Source organism: Streptomyces sp. NPDC048514 (assembly GCF_043199955.1).
Lineage (GTDB): Bacteria > Actinomycetota > Actinomycetes > Streptomycetales > Streptomycetaceae > Streptomyces.
The window spans coordinates 63892-78253 of the sequence record NZ_JBICWT010000004.1 but is presented as its reverse complement, the minus strand read 5'-3'; the positions used below and the strand labels follow the sequence as shown (position 1 = coordinate 78253).

At 71.5% G+C, this 14362-nt stretch carries 16 protein-coding genes; 7 read left to right on the top strand and 9 right to left on the bottom strand.

What is annotated here, in order from left to right; translation table 11 throughout:
- Positions 1-79 precede the first annotated feature (79 nt).
- Positions 80-664, top strand: coding sequence for a 2'-5' RNA ligase family protein (locus ACGFT2_RS09195; RefSeq protein WP_393275107.1), 585 nt, complete (start codon positions 80-82; stop codon positions 662-664).
- A 139-nt stretch (positions 665-803) separates the two neighbouring features.
- Here the strand turns inward: ACGFT2_RS09195 and ACGFT2_RS09190 are convergent, their stop codons facing one another.
- Together ACGFT2_RS09190 and ACGFT2_RS09185 are read right to left on the bottom strand one after the other, a co-directional pair.
- Positions 804-1559, bottom strand: a complete 756-nt coding sequence (locus ACGFT2_RS09190) for a decaprenylphospho-beta-D-erythro-pentofuranosid-2-ulose 2-reductase (RefSeq protein ID WP_393275105.1) — start codon at positions 1557-1559, stop codon at positions 804-806.
- A 213-nt stretch (positions 1560-1772) separates the two neighbouring features.
- The gene (locus tag ACGFT2_RS09185; protein WP_393275103.1) at positions 1773-3257 is read right to left on the bottom strand and encodes an FAD-binding protein; all 1485 of its coding nucleotides are present in this window, start codon (positions 3255-3257) and stop codon (positions 1773-1775) included.
- Between the two features lie 143 nt (positions 3258-3400).
- Between ACGFT2_RS09185 and ACGFT2_RS09180 the strand changes: the two genes are divergently transcribed.
- Positions 3401-4309, top strand: a complete 909-nt coding sequence (locus ACGFT2_RS09180) for a YihY/virulence factor BrkB family protein (RefSeq protein ID WP_393275101.1) — start codon at positions 3401-3403, stop codon at positions 4307-4309.
- Here ACGFT2_RS09180 and ACGFT2_RS09175 read toward each other — a convergent pair.
- Positions 4257-5495: a D-alanyl-D-alanine carboxypeptidase family protein gene (locus ACGFT2_RS09175; protein ID WP_393275099.1), complete on the bottom strand. Its 1239-nt coding sequence runs from the start codon at positions 5493-5495 to the stop codon at positions 4257-4259. The two genes, ACGFT2_RS09180 and ACGFT2_RS09175, sit on opposite strands and share 53 nt — an antisense overlap.
- A 91-nt stretch (positions 5496-5586) precedes the next feature.
- Between ACGFT2_RS09175 and ACGFT2_RS09170 the strand changes: the two genes are divergently transcribed.
- On the top strand, positions 5587-5826 hold the full coding sequence (locus ACGFT2_RS09170) for an SCO4848 family membrane protein (RefSeq protein ID WP_356818531.1): 240 nt from the start codon (positions 5587-5589) through the stop codon (positions 5824-5826).
- Between the two features lie 308 nt (positions 5827-6134).
- A complete protein-coding gene (locus ACGFT2_RS09165; protein WP_393275096.1) occupies positions 6135-7679 on the top strand; it encodes an ABC transporter substrate-binding protein in 1545 nt (514 codons plus the stop codon).
- 206 nt (positions 7680-7885) lie between these two features.
- Here the strand turns inward: ACGFT2_RS09165 and ACGFT2_RS09160 are convergent, their stop codons facing one another.
- The 4 genes from ACGFT2_RS09160 to ACGFT2_RS09145 form a co-directional block, all read right to left on the bottom strand.
- Complete coding sequence (locus tag ACGFT2_RS09160) at positions 7886-8626, bottom strand: TetR/AcrR family transcriptional regulator (protein WP_393275094.1); 741 nt, start codon at positions 8624-8626, stop codon at positions 7886-7888.
- An 11-nt stretch (positions 8627-8637) separates the two neighbouring features.
- Positions 8638-9207: a thiol-disulfide oxidoreductase DCC family protein gene (locus ACGFT2_RS09155; protein ID WP_393276279.1), complete on the bottom strand. Its 570-nt coding sequence runs from the start codon at positions 9205-9207 to the stop codon at positions 8638-8640.
- A gap of 5 nt (positions 9208-9212) precedes the next feature.
- Positions 9213-9620, bottom strand: a complete 408-nt coding sequence (locus ACGFT2_RS09150; protein ID WP_393275092.1) for a hypothetical protein — start codon at positions 9618-9620, stop codon at positions 9213-9215.
- Between the two features lie 177 nt (positions 9621-9797).
- The gene (locus tag ACGFT2_RS09145; protein ID WP_393275089.1) at positions 9798-10208 is read right to left on the bottom strand and encodes a VOC family protein; all 411 of its coding nucleotides are present in this window, start codon (positions 10206-10208) and stop codon (positions 9798-9800) included.
- A 188-nt stretch (positions 10209-10396) separates the two neighbouring features.
- Between ACGFT2_RS09145 and ACGFT2_RS09140 the strand changes: the two genes are divergently transcribed.
- The 3 genes from ACGFT2_RS09140 (at position 10397) to ACGFT2_RS09130 (ending at position 11739) form a co-directional block, all read left to right on the top strand.
- Entirely contained in the window at positions 10397-10861 is a 465-nt protein-coding gene (locus ACGFT2_RS09140; protein ID WP_393275087.1) for a TM2 domain-containing protein, read from the top strand.
- A complete protein-coding gene (locus ACGFT2_RS09135) occupies positions 10854-11258 on the top strand; it encodes a DUF2752 domain-containing protein (protein ID WP_393275085.1) in 405 nt (134 codons plus the stop codon). Before ACGFT2_RS09140 ends, ACGFT2_RS09135 begins: the two co-directional genes overlap by 8 nt.
- A 217-nt stretch (positions 11259-11475) precedes the next feature.
- Positions 11476-11739 (top strand): TM2 domain-containing protein, encoded by a 264-nt coding sequence (locus ACGFT2_RS09130; protein WP_393275083.1) that lies wholly within the window; start codon positions 11476-11478, stop codon positions 11737-11739.
- Between the two features lie 71 nt (positions 11740-11810).
- On the opposite strand, the gene ACGFT2_RS09125 is transcribed toward ACGFT2_RS09130, so the two are convergent.
- Complete coding sequence (locus ACGFT2_RS09125; RefSeq protein ID WP_393275081.1) at positions 11811-12590, bottom strand: succinate dehydrogenase iron-sulfur subunit; 780 nt, start codon at positions 12588-12590, stop codon at positions 11811-11813.
- The gene (sdhA, locus tag ACGFT2_RS09120) at positions 12590-14344 is read right to left on the bottom strand and encodes a succinate dehydrogenase flavoprotein subunit (RefSeq protein WP_393275079.1); all 1755 of its coding nucleotides are present in this window, start codon (positions 14342-14344) and stop codon (positions 12590-12592) included. The genes ACGFT2_RS09125 and sdhA overlap by 1 nt, the downstream gene beginning before the upstream one ends.
- Positions 14345-14362 lie beyond the last annotated feature (18 nt).

The following is a 14362-nucleotide window of genomic DNA, read 5'->3' as shown; positions in this document are numbered from 1 at the left end:
CTGCCCCCAGGACGGTCATGGCCGTACAGTCGATACCCGGACGACTGAGAACACAACAGACGCGACGACAGGAGACGACGTGGGGACCGTAACGATCGGCGTGTCGATCGCGGTTCCGGAGCCTCACGGCAGCCTGCTCCAGGAGCGGCGCGCGGGCTTCGGCGACGCCGCGGCCCACGGCATCCCCACGCACGTCACGCTGCTCCCGCCGACCGAGGTCGACGAGGCCGCGCTGCCGGCCGTCGAGGCGCACCTCGCCGGGGTCGCCGCGGCCGGCCGGCCGTTCCCGATGCGGCTGTCCGGCACCGGCACCTTCCGCCCCCTGTCACCGGTGGTCTACGTCCGGGTCGTGCAGGGCGCCGAGGCGTGCGCCTGGCTGCAGCTGCGGGTGCGCGACGAGTCCGGGCCGGTGGAGCGCGAGCTGCAGTTCCCGTACCACCCGCACGTCACCGTCGCGCACGGTATCGACGACGCGGCGATGGACCGCGCCTTCGAGGAGCTGGCGGACTTCGAGGCCGAGTGGCCGTGCACCGGGTTCGCGCTCTACGAGCAGGGCGCCGACGGGGTGTGGCGCAAGCTGCGGGAGTACACCTTCGGGGGTTCCGTGGTGCCGCCGCAGGCCGGCCACGCCGGCGTCGAGCGCGGGACGATCGCCAGCCGCTAGACCGCACGGCACCCCGCGCCGCCCCCGCGGCACACCGTCCGCCCCGCCGCGACCGGCCCCTGCGACACCGCCCCGCCCCGCCCCGCCCCGCCGCGACCGCGCCACGCGCCGCCGAGAACGGGGCCCCACGGAGCCCCGCTCAGATCGGCAGTCTGCGGAAGACCGATCGCGGCGCGTGCCGCAGGGCCGACATCACCAGGCGAAGGGCGCCGGGTACCCACACCGCCTCCGAGCGGCGGCGCAGGCCCAGCTCGATCGCCGCGGCGACCGCGTCCGGGGTGGTCGTGAGCGCGGCCTGCCGCCGGCCGGCCGGCACCCTCGCACGGACGGCGCCGGGGCGTACGACCATGACGTGCACGCCGGTGCCGTGCAGCGCGTCACCGAGGCCCTGCGCGAAGGCGTCGAGGCCGGCCTTGCTGGAGCCGTAGATGAAGTCGGCGCGGCGCGCCCGTTCGCCGGCGACGGAGGAGAGGACCACCAGGGAGCCGTGTCCCTGGGTCTGCAGCGCCCGGGCGGCGACCAGGCCCGCGGAGACGGCTCCCGTGTAGTTCGTCTGGGCGACCCGCACCGCGCGCACCGGGTCGCGCTCGTCGTGGGCCTGGTCGCCGTGGATGCCGAAGGCGAGCAGCACCAAGTCGATGTCGCCCTCGGTGAAGACCTTGCCGAGGACCGTCTCGTGGGACTCGGGATCGAGGGCGTCGAAGGCGACCGTACGGGCGTCGGCACCCAGCGCGCGCAGGCTCTCCGCGGCCTGTTCCAGGGCGGCGCAGGGGCGGCCCGCCAGCCACACCGTACGGGTGCGGCGGCCGATCAGACGGCGCGCGGTGGCCAGCGCGATCTCGGACGTGCCGCCGAGGACGAGCAGGGACTGGGGGAGGCCGAAGGCGTCCTTCACGTCAGCTCCTAGGGGTCTGGAGGAGGCCGGGAATCCGGCGGGGGGAGTCCGGGGAGGAGTCCGGGGACGGGGCTCCGGAGAGGGGAGCGGCGGGGTGGCGGGGCGGCGCCCGAGGGGGAGCGGCGGGGTGGGGGTCCGGACGGGAGCGGGTGGACCGGAGGAGGGACGGGGCCGCCGGCCCGGGTGCGGGGACGGGGGTGCGTGGCTCAGGGGTCAGAGGTGGAGCCGGCGGGCGAGGTCGGAGACGAACACCCCCCGCGGATCGAGCCGCGCGCGCAGGTCCCGGAAGTCGGCCACACGCGGGTACATGGCGCCGAGCAGGTCCGGGCGCAGCCGGGAGTCCTCCGCGAGGCAGACCCGCCCGCCGGCCGCGGCGACCGCCTCGTCGAGTTCGTCCAGGAACGCGGCGAGCCCGGGCAGCGCGGCCGGGATGTCCACGGTGAGCGTCCAGCCGGGCGCGGGGAAGGAGAGCCAGCCGGGGCCGGCGTCCCCGAAGCGCTTGAGGACGGCCGGGAAGGACGGGAGGCGGCGTTCGGCGAGGCGGCGCACGATCCGGTGCAGCGCCTCCTCCCGGCCGTGGCCGATGACGAACTGGTACTGCACGGAGCCGCCGCGGCCGTGCAGGCGGCTGCGGTGGGGCATGCCGTCGAGGGGGTGGAAGAAGGCGGACAGGCGCTGGATCTCGCCGGTACGCGCGCGGGGCGCCGTGCGGAACCACAGTTCGTTGACGAGGGCGACGGCGGCCGGGCCGAGCAGACCGCCCGGGAGCAGGGCGGCCGGGCCGGGCAGACCGCCCGGGAGCAGGGCGGCCGGGCCGGGCAGACCGCCCGGGAGCAGGGCGGGCGCGGACGGGACGCGGGCGGCGAGGGACGGGACGCGGGCGGGGACGGACGGGACCAGGGCGGGGGTGGACGGAAGCCGGCGCGGGCGGACGGACAGCGGGTGCCGCCACCCGCGCGTGCCCTTGCCGAGGGCGTCCAGGGGCGCGTGTTCGGCTCGGGTGAGGACGCCGCGGCCGGTCGCCGCGCCGCGGGCCAGCAGGTCGATCCGGGCGGCCGAGTAGCGGTAGCGGTGGTCGCCGGCGCTCAGCCGGGCCATCAGGTCGTCGAGGTCGGCGGCGCGTTCGGTGTCCACCGTCAGGTACGCCGTCTCCACCGGCAACAGCCGGAAGGTGGCCGTCAGGATGATCCCGGTCAGGCCCATGCCACCGGCCGTCGCCTCGAACAGCGGGGTGCCGGGACTCACCGTGCGGACCTCACCGTCGGCGGTGAGCAGTTCCAGGGACAGCACATGGCGGGAGAAGGAGCCGGAGACGTGGTGGTTCCTGCCGTGCAGGTCGGCGCCGATGGCCCCGCCGACCGTCACCCGGCGGGTACCGGCGGTGACCGGCACGAACCAGCCGAGCGGCAGCAGGACGTCCGTCAGCCGCCGCAGGGAGACTCCGGCGTCGCACAGCACGATGCCCTCGCTCGCGTCGACCACATGGATGCGGTCGAGGCCCGTCATGTCGAGGACGGCGCCGCCGGCGTTCTGCGCCGCGTCGCCGTGGGCCCGTCCCAGTCCGCGGGGGACGGCCCCGCGCACTCCGCAGTCGCGGACGGCCGCCGCGGCCTCCTCGTAGCTGCGCGGGCGGATCAGACGGGCGGCGGTGGGGGCGGTGCGTCCCCAGCCGGTGACGGCAACTGTGTCTCCAGACATGCCGGTGACCGTATCGCCCTGATACAGCCCATTAGTTACAAAACATCCCCACCCTTCCTGAGAACGGGTGATTAGTGGGATGTCCCCTGATATTGACGTCATTTCAGCGGTGTGGAGAGGGACCGCGGGGGCAGGAACGGATCATGGACTGGCTGAAGAGACTGCCGGGCATCGGGCCGATCATCACCCGGCTCATGACCACGCACGCGTGGCGCAGCTACGAGCGGCTGGACCGGGTGAAGTGGACCCGGCTGGCCGCCGCCATGACGTTCGTCAGCTTCGTCGCGCTGTTCCCGCTGCTGACCGTGGCCGCGGCCCTCACCGCCGCCACGCTCAGCCCGTCCCGCCAGAAGACGGTCGAGCACAAGATCGCCGACCAGTTCCCGGGCCTCTCCCAGCAGTTGGACGTCAGCTCCCTGGCGCAGAACGCCGGCACCGTCGGCGTCATCGCGGGCGCCGCGCTGCTGTTCACCGGCATCGGCTGGGTCGGCCAGGTGCGGGACTGCCTGCGCGCGGTCTGGGAGCTGCCCGACCGCGAGGAGAACCCGGTGCTCGCCAAGGCCAAGGACGCCGGCATCCTCCTCGGTCTCGGCGGCGCCCTGCTGGTCACGCTCGCCGCGTCCACGCTCGCCTCGGCCGCCGTCGGCTGGCTGTCCCGGCAGATCGGCCTGGACGAGCAGAGCTGGGGCAGTCTGCTGCTGCGGATCGCCGCGTTCACCGTCGCGGTCCTCGCCGACTTCCTCGTCCTGCTCTACGTCCTGACCCTGCTGCCCGGGGTCGAGCCGCAGCGGCGCCGCCTGCTGGTCGCCGCGCTGCTCGGCGCGATCGGCTTCGAGGTGCTGAAGCTGCTGATCAGCGGCTACATCCAGGGGGTCGCCGGGAAGAGCGTGTACGGCGCGTTCGGCGTCCCGGTGGCACTGCTGCTGTGGATCAACTTCACCGCGAAACTCGTCCTGTTCTGCGCCTCCTGGACGGCGACGAAGAGCAAGGAGGTCGAACTCAGGGGCGCGTCCGGCGCCGCACCAGGTCCGGCAGCGGCCAGCGGCGGTTGATCAGGAACACGCCGCCCCCGAGCAGCACCAGCAACCCGCCGGCGACGGCCAGGGCGATGCCGATGCCACGGGAGCCGGACCCCGTGGCGGCGCTCGCCACCGGCCTCGAGCCGACCCCGGTCCCCCCGGCCGCCCGCCCGGTGGCGGAGGCGCGGGGATTCGGCTCCGTGGAGCTCGGCGCGGCGCTCCGCGGAGGCACCAGCTCGCCCACCGGAGTGACCTTGCCGGCCGCCTGGAAGCCCCAGTCGAGCAGCTTCGCGGTCTCCTTGTAGACCTCGTTGTGCTCGTGCTTCTCCGGGTTCATCACCGTGACCAGCAGTACCTTGCCGCCCCGCTCGGCGACTCCGGTGAAGGTGGCGCCAGCGTGGGTGGTGTTGCCGTTCTTGACACCCGCGATGCCCTGGTACACGGGCACGTCGGTGTCGCCGCTCAGCAACCGGTTGGTGTTCCGGATCTCACCGGCCCCGAACGTCGCCCGCACCGTCGAGCAGTAGTCGCGGAAGTCCTTCTTCTGCAGTCCGGAACGGGCGAACAGCGTCAGGTCGTAGGCGGACGACACCTGCTCGGGCTCGTCGTAGCCGTCGGGGGAGACCACATGGGTGTCCAGGGCCTGCAGTTCCTCGGCGTGGGCCTGCATGTCCCGCACGGTCTGCTTGATGCCGCCGTTCATCCGGGACAGCACGTGCACGGCGTCGTTGCCGGAGCGAAGGAAGACCCCGAGCCACAGGTCGTGGACCGTGTAGGTGTCCCCCTCCTTTATCCCGACCACGCTGGAGCCGGCGCCCATGCCCGCGAGGTCCGAGGGCACCACCTTGTGCTCGGTGGCCTTGGGGAACCTGGGCAGCACGGTGTCCGCGAACAGCATCTTCAGGGTGCTCGCCGGGGGCAGCCGCCAGTGCGCGTTGTGCGCGGCTAGCACCTGACCGGACTCGGCGTCGGAGACGATCCACGAACGCGCGGTGAGGTCCTTGGGCAGCACGGGCACGCCGTGCGCGAGGTTCACCTGGGTGCCGGGCAGACCGAGCCGGGCGCCGCCCACCCCCGACATCCGGGCCGGTGGCGTGGCCGTCGGACTCGCCGAGGGGGTCGGCGCGGCGAGGGCGGCGGGCGCGGTGACGGAGAGGGACAGCAGGGTGGCGGAGGTGACCAGCAACGATCGCCGGACGGTCTTCTTGACTGCGGGCACGACCGAGAACGTACCCGGAGCAAACGGCGAAGTCGCGCCTCCCGCCCCACCCCCGGCACGGAACCGGACACGGGACGGCGATACTGGGGCTATGAAGCTCAGCCGCCCGGTCTCCTGGTTCCTGCTCGCCTTCGGGGTGTGGAGCTGGGTCATCTGGGTCACTTTCGTCAAGAACCTCGTCAAGGACAGCAGCGGGCTCGCCTTCGACGACGGTCACCCGACCGCGTACTTCTGGGTGCACCTGCTGCTGGCGGTCGTCTCCTTCGTATTGGGGACGGTCATAGGGGTCATCGGGTTGCGCGGACTGCGCGCACTGCGCCGTACGTCATAGCGGGGGACGGCCCGGGGCGGTCATCGCCCCCGCGCTCGTCGCCCTGGCCGTCCGCCGTACGTCAGCCGGGGCGCGGGCGCCTGGGGCCCGCCCACCCGCGTGGGCACCCGGATACCTGTGAAGGTGCTATGTATCGGGCGGAAACAACGCCTCGGTAAGTTCTTTCTCATCTCGCCAGAAAGGCCTTCCCCCACCTGAAACAGGTGTGATTAGGTGAGCCGCGCCACTTAGGGGAGTGGCCGAATCGTGCTGGCCAGGGGTAGGGCCCTGGGGGGCCTGGGGAGGGCACCACCATGCGATCTGTTCGCATGCGCATTCTCGTGACACTGCTCGTGCTGGCGGTCGTGGGAATCGGCGGCTGGCAGCTGTTGCCGTCGCAGGAGAACAAGAACAAGACGATCACGGTCGGCACGACGGACGCCGTCACCGCACTGGATCCGGCCGGCGCCTATGACGCCGGTTCCTGGGCGTTGTTCAGCAACGTCTTCCAGTCGCTGCTGACCTTCGAGCCGGGCGGGGTCGAACCGGTCCCGGACGCGGCGAAGAGCTGCGGTTTCGAGGGCAGCGGCCTGAAGACGTACCAGTGCAGGCTGCGCACGGGGATCACCTTCCCGAGCGGCCGCGAGATGACGGCCGCTGACGTGAAGTACTCCTTCGACCGCATGAAGAAGATCGATTCCGATGTGGGCCCCGTGTCCCTGTTCAGCACGCTCGGCTCGGTGACCGCCGACGACGCGCAGACGGTCACCTTCCATCTGTCCTCGCCGGACGCCACCTTCCCGCTGAAGGTCGCCACGGGCGCCGGTTCGATCGTGGACAAGGACAAGTACCCGTTCGGTGCCCTGCGTTCCGGCTCGGCGGTCGACGGCACCGGGCCGTACACGCTGACGGGGTACGCCAAGGACCAGAAGGCCGACCTCGAGCCGAACACGCACTACAAGGGCTACCTCGGCGGCACCGGCCGCCCCATCGCGCTGCGTTACTACCCCGACTCGCAGAAGCTCGACGGCGCCTGGAAGGCCAGGCAGGTCGACGTCGCCACCCGGACGCTGTCACCGGACGTGCTGTCGCAGCTGAATCCGAGCGACCCCGCCATGCGGGTCACCGAGTCCGACAGTTCCGAGACCCGCAACCTGTACCTCAACACCCGCGCCGCCTCCCCGCTGCACGACGCCCGTGTGCGGCGGGCGATGGCCTGGCTGGTCAACCGCGAGCAGCTGGCCGCGACGGTCTACGAGGGCACGGTCGATCCGCTGTACTCCCTGGTCCCGACCGGCATCATCGGCCACACCACGTCGTTCTTCGACGACTACCCGGCGCGCAGTGCCGAGAAGGCGCGCGCGCTGCTCACCGAGGCCGGCGTGAGCCTGCCGGTACGGTTCACCTTCGGCTACGGCATCGGCCGCGGCGCCGGTGCGGAGGAGGCCGCGGCGCTGAAGAAGCAGCTGGAGGCGGACGGCCTGTTCAAGGTCGACGTCAAGGGCTACGAGTGGACCGACTTCCAGAAGCGCTGGGCCGCCGGGAAGATGGACGCCTGGGCGGTGGGCTGGGTGGCGGACTATCCCGACCCGGACACCTTCGGCGGCCCGCTCGTCGGCACCGGCTCCACCATGAGCACCGGGTACAGCAACAAGCTGGTCGACCATCTCATCCTGGACAGCCAGCAGTTCGCCGACCGCAGCCGGGTGACCAACGACTTCCGCGACCTGCAGGCCGACGTGGCCAGGGACGTGCCGCTGATCCCGCTGTGGCAGCGCAAGGAGTACGTGGTCAGCACGGAGGACGTGGGCGGCGGCCAGTACCTGGACGACGGCACGGGCGTCTTCCGGCTGTGGCGGCTGGGCTGGATCTGATCAGCCGGCCTTCTTCTGCCCGGCCTCGACGATCTGCCCGGCGTCGAGCGTGACCCCGGCCATGCTCGACGCCGAGCGTGACCCCGGCGCCATGCCCGACTCCGAGCGTGACCCCGGCGCCGATCGAGTCGGGCAGCGTGACGGTCTCGCCGGGAGCGCGGACGCGGTGGGCGCGTGTCCCCTCCCGCGCCTTCACCCGAAAGCGATCACTCGTCCCGCTTGCGTCCCGGGTCCGGCAGTGCCTTCGTCATGCCCGGCAGGAAGTCCGTGAACAGCTCGTGGATCTCCAGCACGAGCGGGCGCAGGACGCGGAACCGGGCCAGGGCGACCCCGCGCGCGGTCAGCCGGGCCCCGCGCCGCGCCAGCCGATAGCTGCGCTCGCGCCCCTCCGTGCGGTCGAAGACCCAGTACAGGACCAGCCCCATCTGGGAGAGCCACATCAACTCCGGCAGCACCTCTCGCAGTTCGGGCGCCACCTTGGACCTGGAGCCGGCCAGTACCTCCCGGTGCACGCTGATCGCCTGCTCGCGGGCGTGCTCGCTCTCCGGGGAGAAGGGACTGAGCGGGCTGTCGGGGTCGGCGGCGTTCTTGAAGAACTGCACGGCGAACTCGTGGTACGGCCGGGCGATGTCGAGCCAGGCGGTGAGCACGCCGGCCAGCCGTGCCTCCAGGTCCGTCTCCCGGTCCAGGACCTCCCGGACCGCCGCCTGGTGCTCGGTGGCGATCCGGTCGTAGAACCCCTGGATCAGGTGTTCCTTGCCCGCGAAGTAGTAGTAGGCGTTGCCCACGGAGACCCCGGCCTCCTTGGCGATGGCCCGCATGGTCGTCTTGTCGTACCCGCCCTCCTGGAACAACCGCATCGCGGTCTCCAGGATCAGCGCGCGGGTCTGCTCGGACTTGCTGCTCTGGGGGCCGGCCGCGTCGGGGCCGGCGTTCTTCGCGGACACGGTAGAAGAGACTAACGACTTGCGCAGGCGCCGTCGGAGCAGGTCGGCGGCTCGTGGCTCCAGCCCGAGCCCGGGCGGTACACCCAGCCGTCCGCGCGGCCGTACGCCTGACCTCCCCACTGCGGACCGCGCCAAGGTGCGCCGCCCACCTGCTGCGGCCGCCCTTGCCGTGGCCCCGGCCCCTGTCCCCGCCCGTGCGCGCCACGCCATTTCGCGGCGGCGAGCACGGCACCCCGGGCCAGCGGGGCACCGGCCGGGCCGGCGAGCCGGTGGGCGAGCGGGCGGTGCGCGCGCAGCGCCCACAGGACGACGATCCAGGCGCGCGGGCCCCGGTAGACCTGTCCGAGGTCGCCGACGACGGTGAGCTCGTCGAGGGTGGCCGAGTGGCCGAGCCCCGGGAAGCGGCCGCGCGCCTCGGCCGAGCCGGCCGGCACCAGCCTCAGCGGCACCAGCTGCGGCTGCCGCGCCAGCCAGTCGCGCAGATGAGTGCAGAGGGCGCACTCGGCGTCGTACAGGACGGTCAGCCCGTGGACCGGGGCGCTCGTGGCGCCCCGCCCCTGCGTGGTGGTCACGGGGGTCATGACCGTCACGCGCCGGCCGTCGGGGCGACCCACTCCTGCGGGGTGACGGGAGGCACCTGCTCCCGTTCCATCATCCCGCGCCGGCGGATCTTGTTGAGGACGTACACGTTGCCCAGGTGCATCACGCCGAGCACCAGCAGGACCACGCCGAGCTTGGTCGACAGGGCCTCGAAGATGCCGCGGGTGTCCTCGATCGTCGCGTCGTCGCTCAGGTACAGCGCCACGAAGCCCAGGTTGACGAGGTAGAAGCCGACCACCAGCAGGTGGTTGACGGCGTCCGCGAGCTTCTCGTTGCCCCGCAGGACGTCGGCGAGGAAGATCCGGCCGTTCTGGCTGAGCGTGCGGGCCACCCAGACCGTGAGCGCGATGCTGACGACCAGGTAGATGACGTAGGCGATGACGGTGCGGTCCATGCCCCACCCCTTCTTGAACGCGTTCAAAACGCTGACGGGGATGACTGTAGACCTGTTTTTGAACGTGTTCAAGTCAAGGTCGGCCGGACGTCGGCTCGGACTCGGGCCCCTCCGGCCGGGCCCTCCGGCCGGTCGTGGGGCGCCGGCCGGGTGCTCCACCCGGTCGCGGGGCGCCGGTCAGGCTCTCCGGCCCAGCGCGGGGCGCTTGGTGTAGTCCGTGAGGCCGAGGATGTTCCCCCAGGGGTCGGCGATCTCCAGGGTCCAGCCGGTGGCCCCCGGGAACACCCCGTCCAGGGGCTCGATGCCCGCCGCGGCCAGCTCCCGCGCCGCCACCCGCGCGTCCGGCACCTCCAGCCAGATGCGCGGCGAGGGCCAGGGCGGCGTCCGGTGCGCCACCGCCTCCTCGGCGCGCAGCAGGAGGCCGGGCGTCTCCCCGCCGACCTTCAGCAGCGCGATCCCGGCCTCGTCGAACCGGAATCCGACGGTGAACCCGGCCCGCTCGTAGAATCCGATCGCCTCGGCGAGGTCGCCGACGGGCAGCAGCACGTTGTCGAAACCGAGCAGCTCGTACGACTGGTCATCTGACATGCCATCAGATTAGGTGTCAGGTCGGCCGGAACCGGACATTGCCGGTGTCGTGTGATCGGTCCGCGCCGGAATCGACTTCTCAGCGGCCGTCGTTCTCCGGCAAGATGTGCTTTCGCCGTCGAACGCCGTATTTCCGGCCATCCGACGGTCAGCCAAGTCAGTCCAGTCAAGGCCACCGGAGAACGACCGTGACCGAACAGCCGCAGCAGCCGCCCCAGCCCGGATACGGCTACCCCCAGCCCCCCGGCCATCCGGCGGGCGCTGCCCCCCAGGGGGGCCAGCCGCAGGGCGGCTACCCCCAGGGCGGCTACCCCCAGGGCGGCTACCCCCAGGGCGGCTATCCGCCGCCCGGCTACCCCGGCCCCGGGGCCTACGTGCCCCCGCCCGGGACCTACACCGGTGACCCCAACGCCCCCTACGGCTACGACCTCTACGGGCGGCCCTACTCCGACAAGTCGAAGATCGTCGCCGGTGTGCTCCAGCTGACCCTCGGCACCTTGGGTGTGGGCCGGTTCTACATAGGCAGCGTCGGCATCGGCCTGGCGCAGCTGTTCACCTGCGGCGGCCTCGGCATCTGGGCACTCATCGACGGCATCATGCTGCTGGTCAGCGACAACCAGACCGACGGTCAGGGACGCGTCCTGCGTGGCTGATGCGCTGGGCCGGCCCCTGCTGCGCAACCCCGCGACCGCACCGGTCGCGGTGCTCGTCGCGGGCGCGGCGGGGCTGGCCCACCTCTACGGCACCGACCCGCACCGGCCGGGGCGGTTCCTGCCGCGGTGCCCGTTCCATCTGGTCACCGGCCTGCTCTGCCCGGCCTGTGGCGGCACGCGCATGGTCTACGACCTGATGCACGGTCACCTCGCCCAGGCGTGGCTGGACAACCGCGCCCTGCTGCTCGCCGCGCCCTTCGCGCTGGCGCTGTGGGGCCGTTGGACGTGGGAGGGGCTTCGCGGGCGCGCCTGGCGCCCCCGGCCGGCCCGGTGGGTGCAGGTGGCGGTGCCGGCGACCGCCCTCGTCTGGGCGGTCGTTCGCAACCTCGCCGGGTGACCCCGGCCGGTGGCCGCACGGCGCCCGGCCGCGAACGATCACGAAAAACGAACAATCGGCCACCTGGCGTTTTTTCGTTCTTTACGCTCCCTATACTCGCGGACACAGGGGGGACGGCGGTCGTGTGCCGCGTCGGGTTCTCCCCTGCGCGCACGTCGGAGCACCCCGTCCCCGGGGCTCCTCACTTCCGTCTTCACGGCACTTCAGGAGCACGAACATGTCCGTCCCCACTCCCCAGGCCCCCTACGGCGTCGACCCGCAGGGCCGCCCCTACTCCGAGAAGTCGAAGATCGTCGCGGGCATCCTGCAGATCTTCCTCGGCAGCTTCGGCGCCGGCCGCTTCTACGTCGGCTCCACGGGTGTCGCCATCGCGCAGCTGTTCACCTGCGGCGGCCTCGGCGTCTGGGCGCTGATCGACGGCATCCTGTTCCTGACCAGCAACGACCGCACGGACAAGCAGGGCAACCCGCTGCGCGGCTGACACCGTCCGAACACGGCCGAGGGCCCCGCCTCCTGACGGAGACGGGGCCCTCGGCCGTGCTGCGGTGTGGATCAGAAGCGGCGCGTGATCAGGGCGCGCTTCACTTCCTGGATCGCCTTCGTGACCTCGATACCGCGCGGGCAGGCGTCCGTGCAGTTGAAGGTCGTGCGGCAACGCCACACACCGTCGCGGTCGTTGAGGATCTCCAGCCGCTGCTCCGCGGCCTCGTCGCGCGAGTCGAAGATGAAGCGGTGGGCGTTGACGATCGCGGCCGGACCGAAGTACTGGCCGTCGTTCCAGAACACCGGGCAGGACGACGTGCACGCGGCGCACAGGATGCACTTGGTGGTGTCGTCGAAGCGCTCGCGGTCCTCGGCGGACTGCAGCCGCTCACGGGTCGGCTCGTTGGTGTCGTTCGTGACCAGGAACGGCATGACGTCCCGGTACGCCTGGAAGAACGGCTCCATGTCCACGACCAGGTCCTTCAGGACCGTCAGGCCCTTGATGGGCTCGACCGTGATGGGCTTCTCGGGGTTGATGTCCTTGATCAGCGTCTTGCAGGCGAGGCGGTTCTTGCCGTTGATCCGCATCGCGTCCGAGCCGCAGATGCCGTGCGCACACGAGCGGCGGAAGGTGAGGGTGCCGTCGACGTCCCACTTGATCTTGTGGAGGCCGTCGAGGACCCGCTCCTTGGGGTCGATCTCCAGCTGGAAGTCTTCCCAGGTGGCCTCCGCCGAGACCTCCGGGTTGAACCGCCGGACGCGGAAGGTGACCGTGATGTAGGGGGAGTCGGCGAAGCCGGGCTCGGGCTGGCCGGCCGCGTCCGCCTTGTCCAGAACAGGGGTAGCCATCAGTACTTACGCTCCATCGGCTGGTAGCGGGTCTGGACGACCGGCTTGTAGTCGAGACGGACGGTTTCCGAACCGTCGGCGCCGACCTCGCGGTACGCCATGGTGTGGCGCATGAAGTTGACGTCGTCGCGGTTCGGGTAGTCCTCGCGGTAGTGACCGCCGCGGGACTCCTTGCGGGCCAGGGCGGACACCGCCATGACCTCGGCCAGGTCGAGCAGGTTGCCCAGCTCGATGGCCTCGAGGAGGTCGGTGTTGAACCGCTTGCCCTTGTCCTGGATCGACACGTTCTTGTAGCGCTCGCGCAGCTCGGCGATCTTCTCGACGGCCGTCTTGATCGTCTGCTCGGTGCGGAACACCATGACGTTCGCGTCCATGGTCTCCTGCAGCTCGCGACGGAGCGTGGCCACCCGCTCGTTGCCGGTGGAGGAGCGCAGCCGCTCGATCTGCTCGACGACCAGGGACTCCGGGGCCTCGGGCAGCTCGACGAAGTCCTCCTTCGCCGAGTACTCGGCGGCGGCGATGCCGGCGCGGCGGCCGAAGACGTTGATGTCCAGCAGCGAGTTGGTGCCGAGGCGGTTGGCGCCGTGCACCGACACGCAGGCGACCTCGCCGGCCGCGTACAGGCCCGGGACGACGGTGGTGTTGTCCGCCAGGACCTCACCCTCGACGTTCGTCGGGATGCCGCCCATCGCGTAGTGCGCGGTCGGCTGGATCGGGATCGGGTCCGTGTAGGGCTCGATACCGAGGTAGGTGCGCGCGAACTCGGTGATGTCCGGGAGCTTGGCGTCCAGCTGCTCCGGCGGCAGGTGGGTCAGGTCCAGGTAGACGTGGTCGCCCTCGGGACCGCAGCCGCGGCCCTCGCGGATCTCCGTGTAGATGGAGCGGGAGACGACGTCACGGGACGCGAGGTCCTTCATGACCGGCGCGTACTTCTCCATGAAGCGCTCGCCGTCCTTGTTGCGCAGGATGCCGCCCTCACCGCGGGCGCCCTCGGTGAGCAGGATGCCCATGCGCCAGATGCCGGTCGGGTGGAACTGGAAGAACTCCATGTCCTCCAGCGGCAGGCCCCGGCGGTAGACGGCGGCCTGGCCGTCACCGGTGAGGGTGTGCGCGTTGGACGTCACCTTGAAGAACTTGCCGGTGCCGCCGGAGGCGTAGATCACGGCCTTCGCCTGGAAGATGTGGATCTCGCCGGTGGCCAGCTCGTACGCCACCACGCCGGCCGACCTCTTGACGCCGTCGACCTCGGTGATCAGCTGGTCAAGGACGTAGAACTCGTTGAAGAACTCCACACCCTCCTTCACGCAGTTCTGGTACAGCGTCTGGAGGATCATGTGGCCGGTGCGGTCCGCGGCGTAGCAGGACCGGCGGACCGGGGCCTCGCCGTGGTTGCGGGAGTGACCGCCGAAGCGGCGCTGGTCGATGGTGCCGTTCGGGGTCCGGTTGAACGGCAGGCCCATCTTCTCCAGGTCGAGGACGGCGTCGATGGCCTCCTTCGCCAGGATCTCGGCGGCGTCCTGGTCGACCAGGTAGTCACCGCCCTTGACCGTGTCGAAGGTGTGCCACTCCCAGTTGTCCTCCTCCACGTTGGCGAGCGCGGCGGCCATGCCGCCCTGCGCGGCGCCCGTGTGGGAGCGGGTGGGGTAGAGCTTGGTCAGCACGGCGGTGCGGCTGCGCTTCGTCGCCTCGATGGCGGCGCGCATGCCCGCGCCGCCGGCGCCGACGATGACGGTGTCGTACTTGTGGATCTTCATGATTCTCGCAGCCCCGTG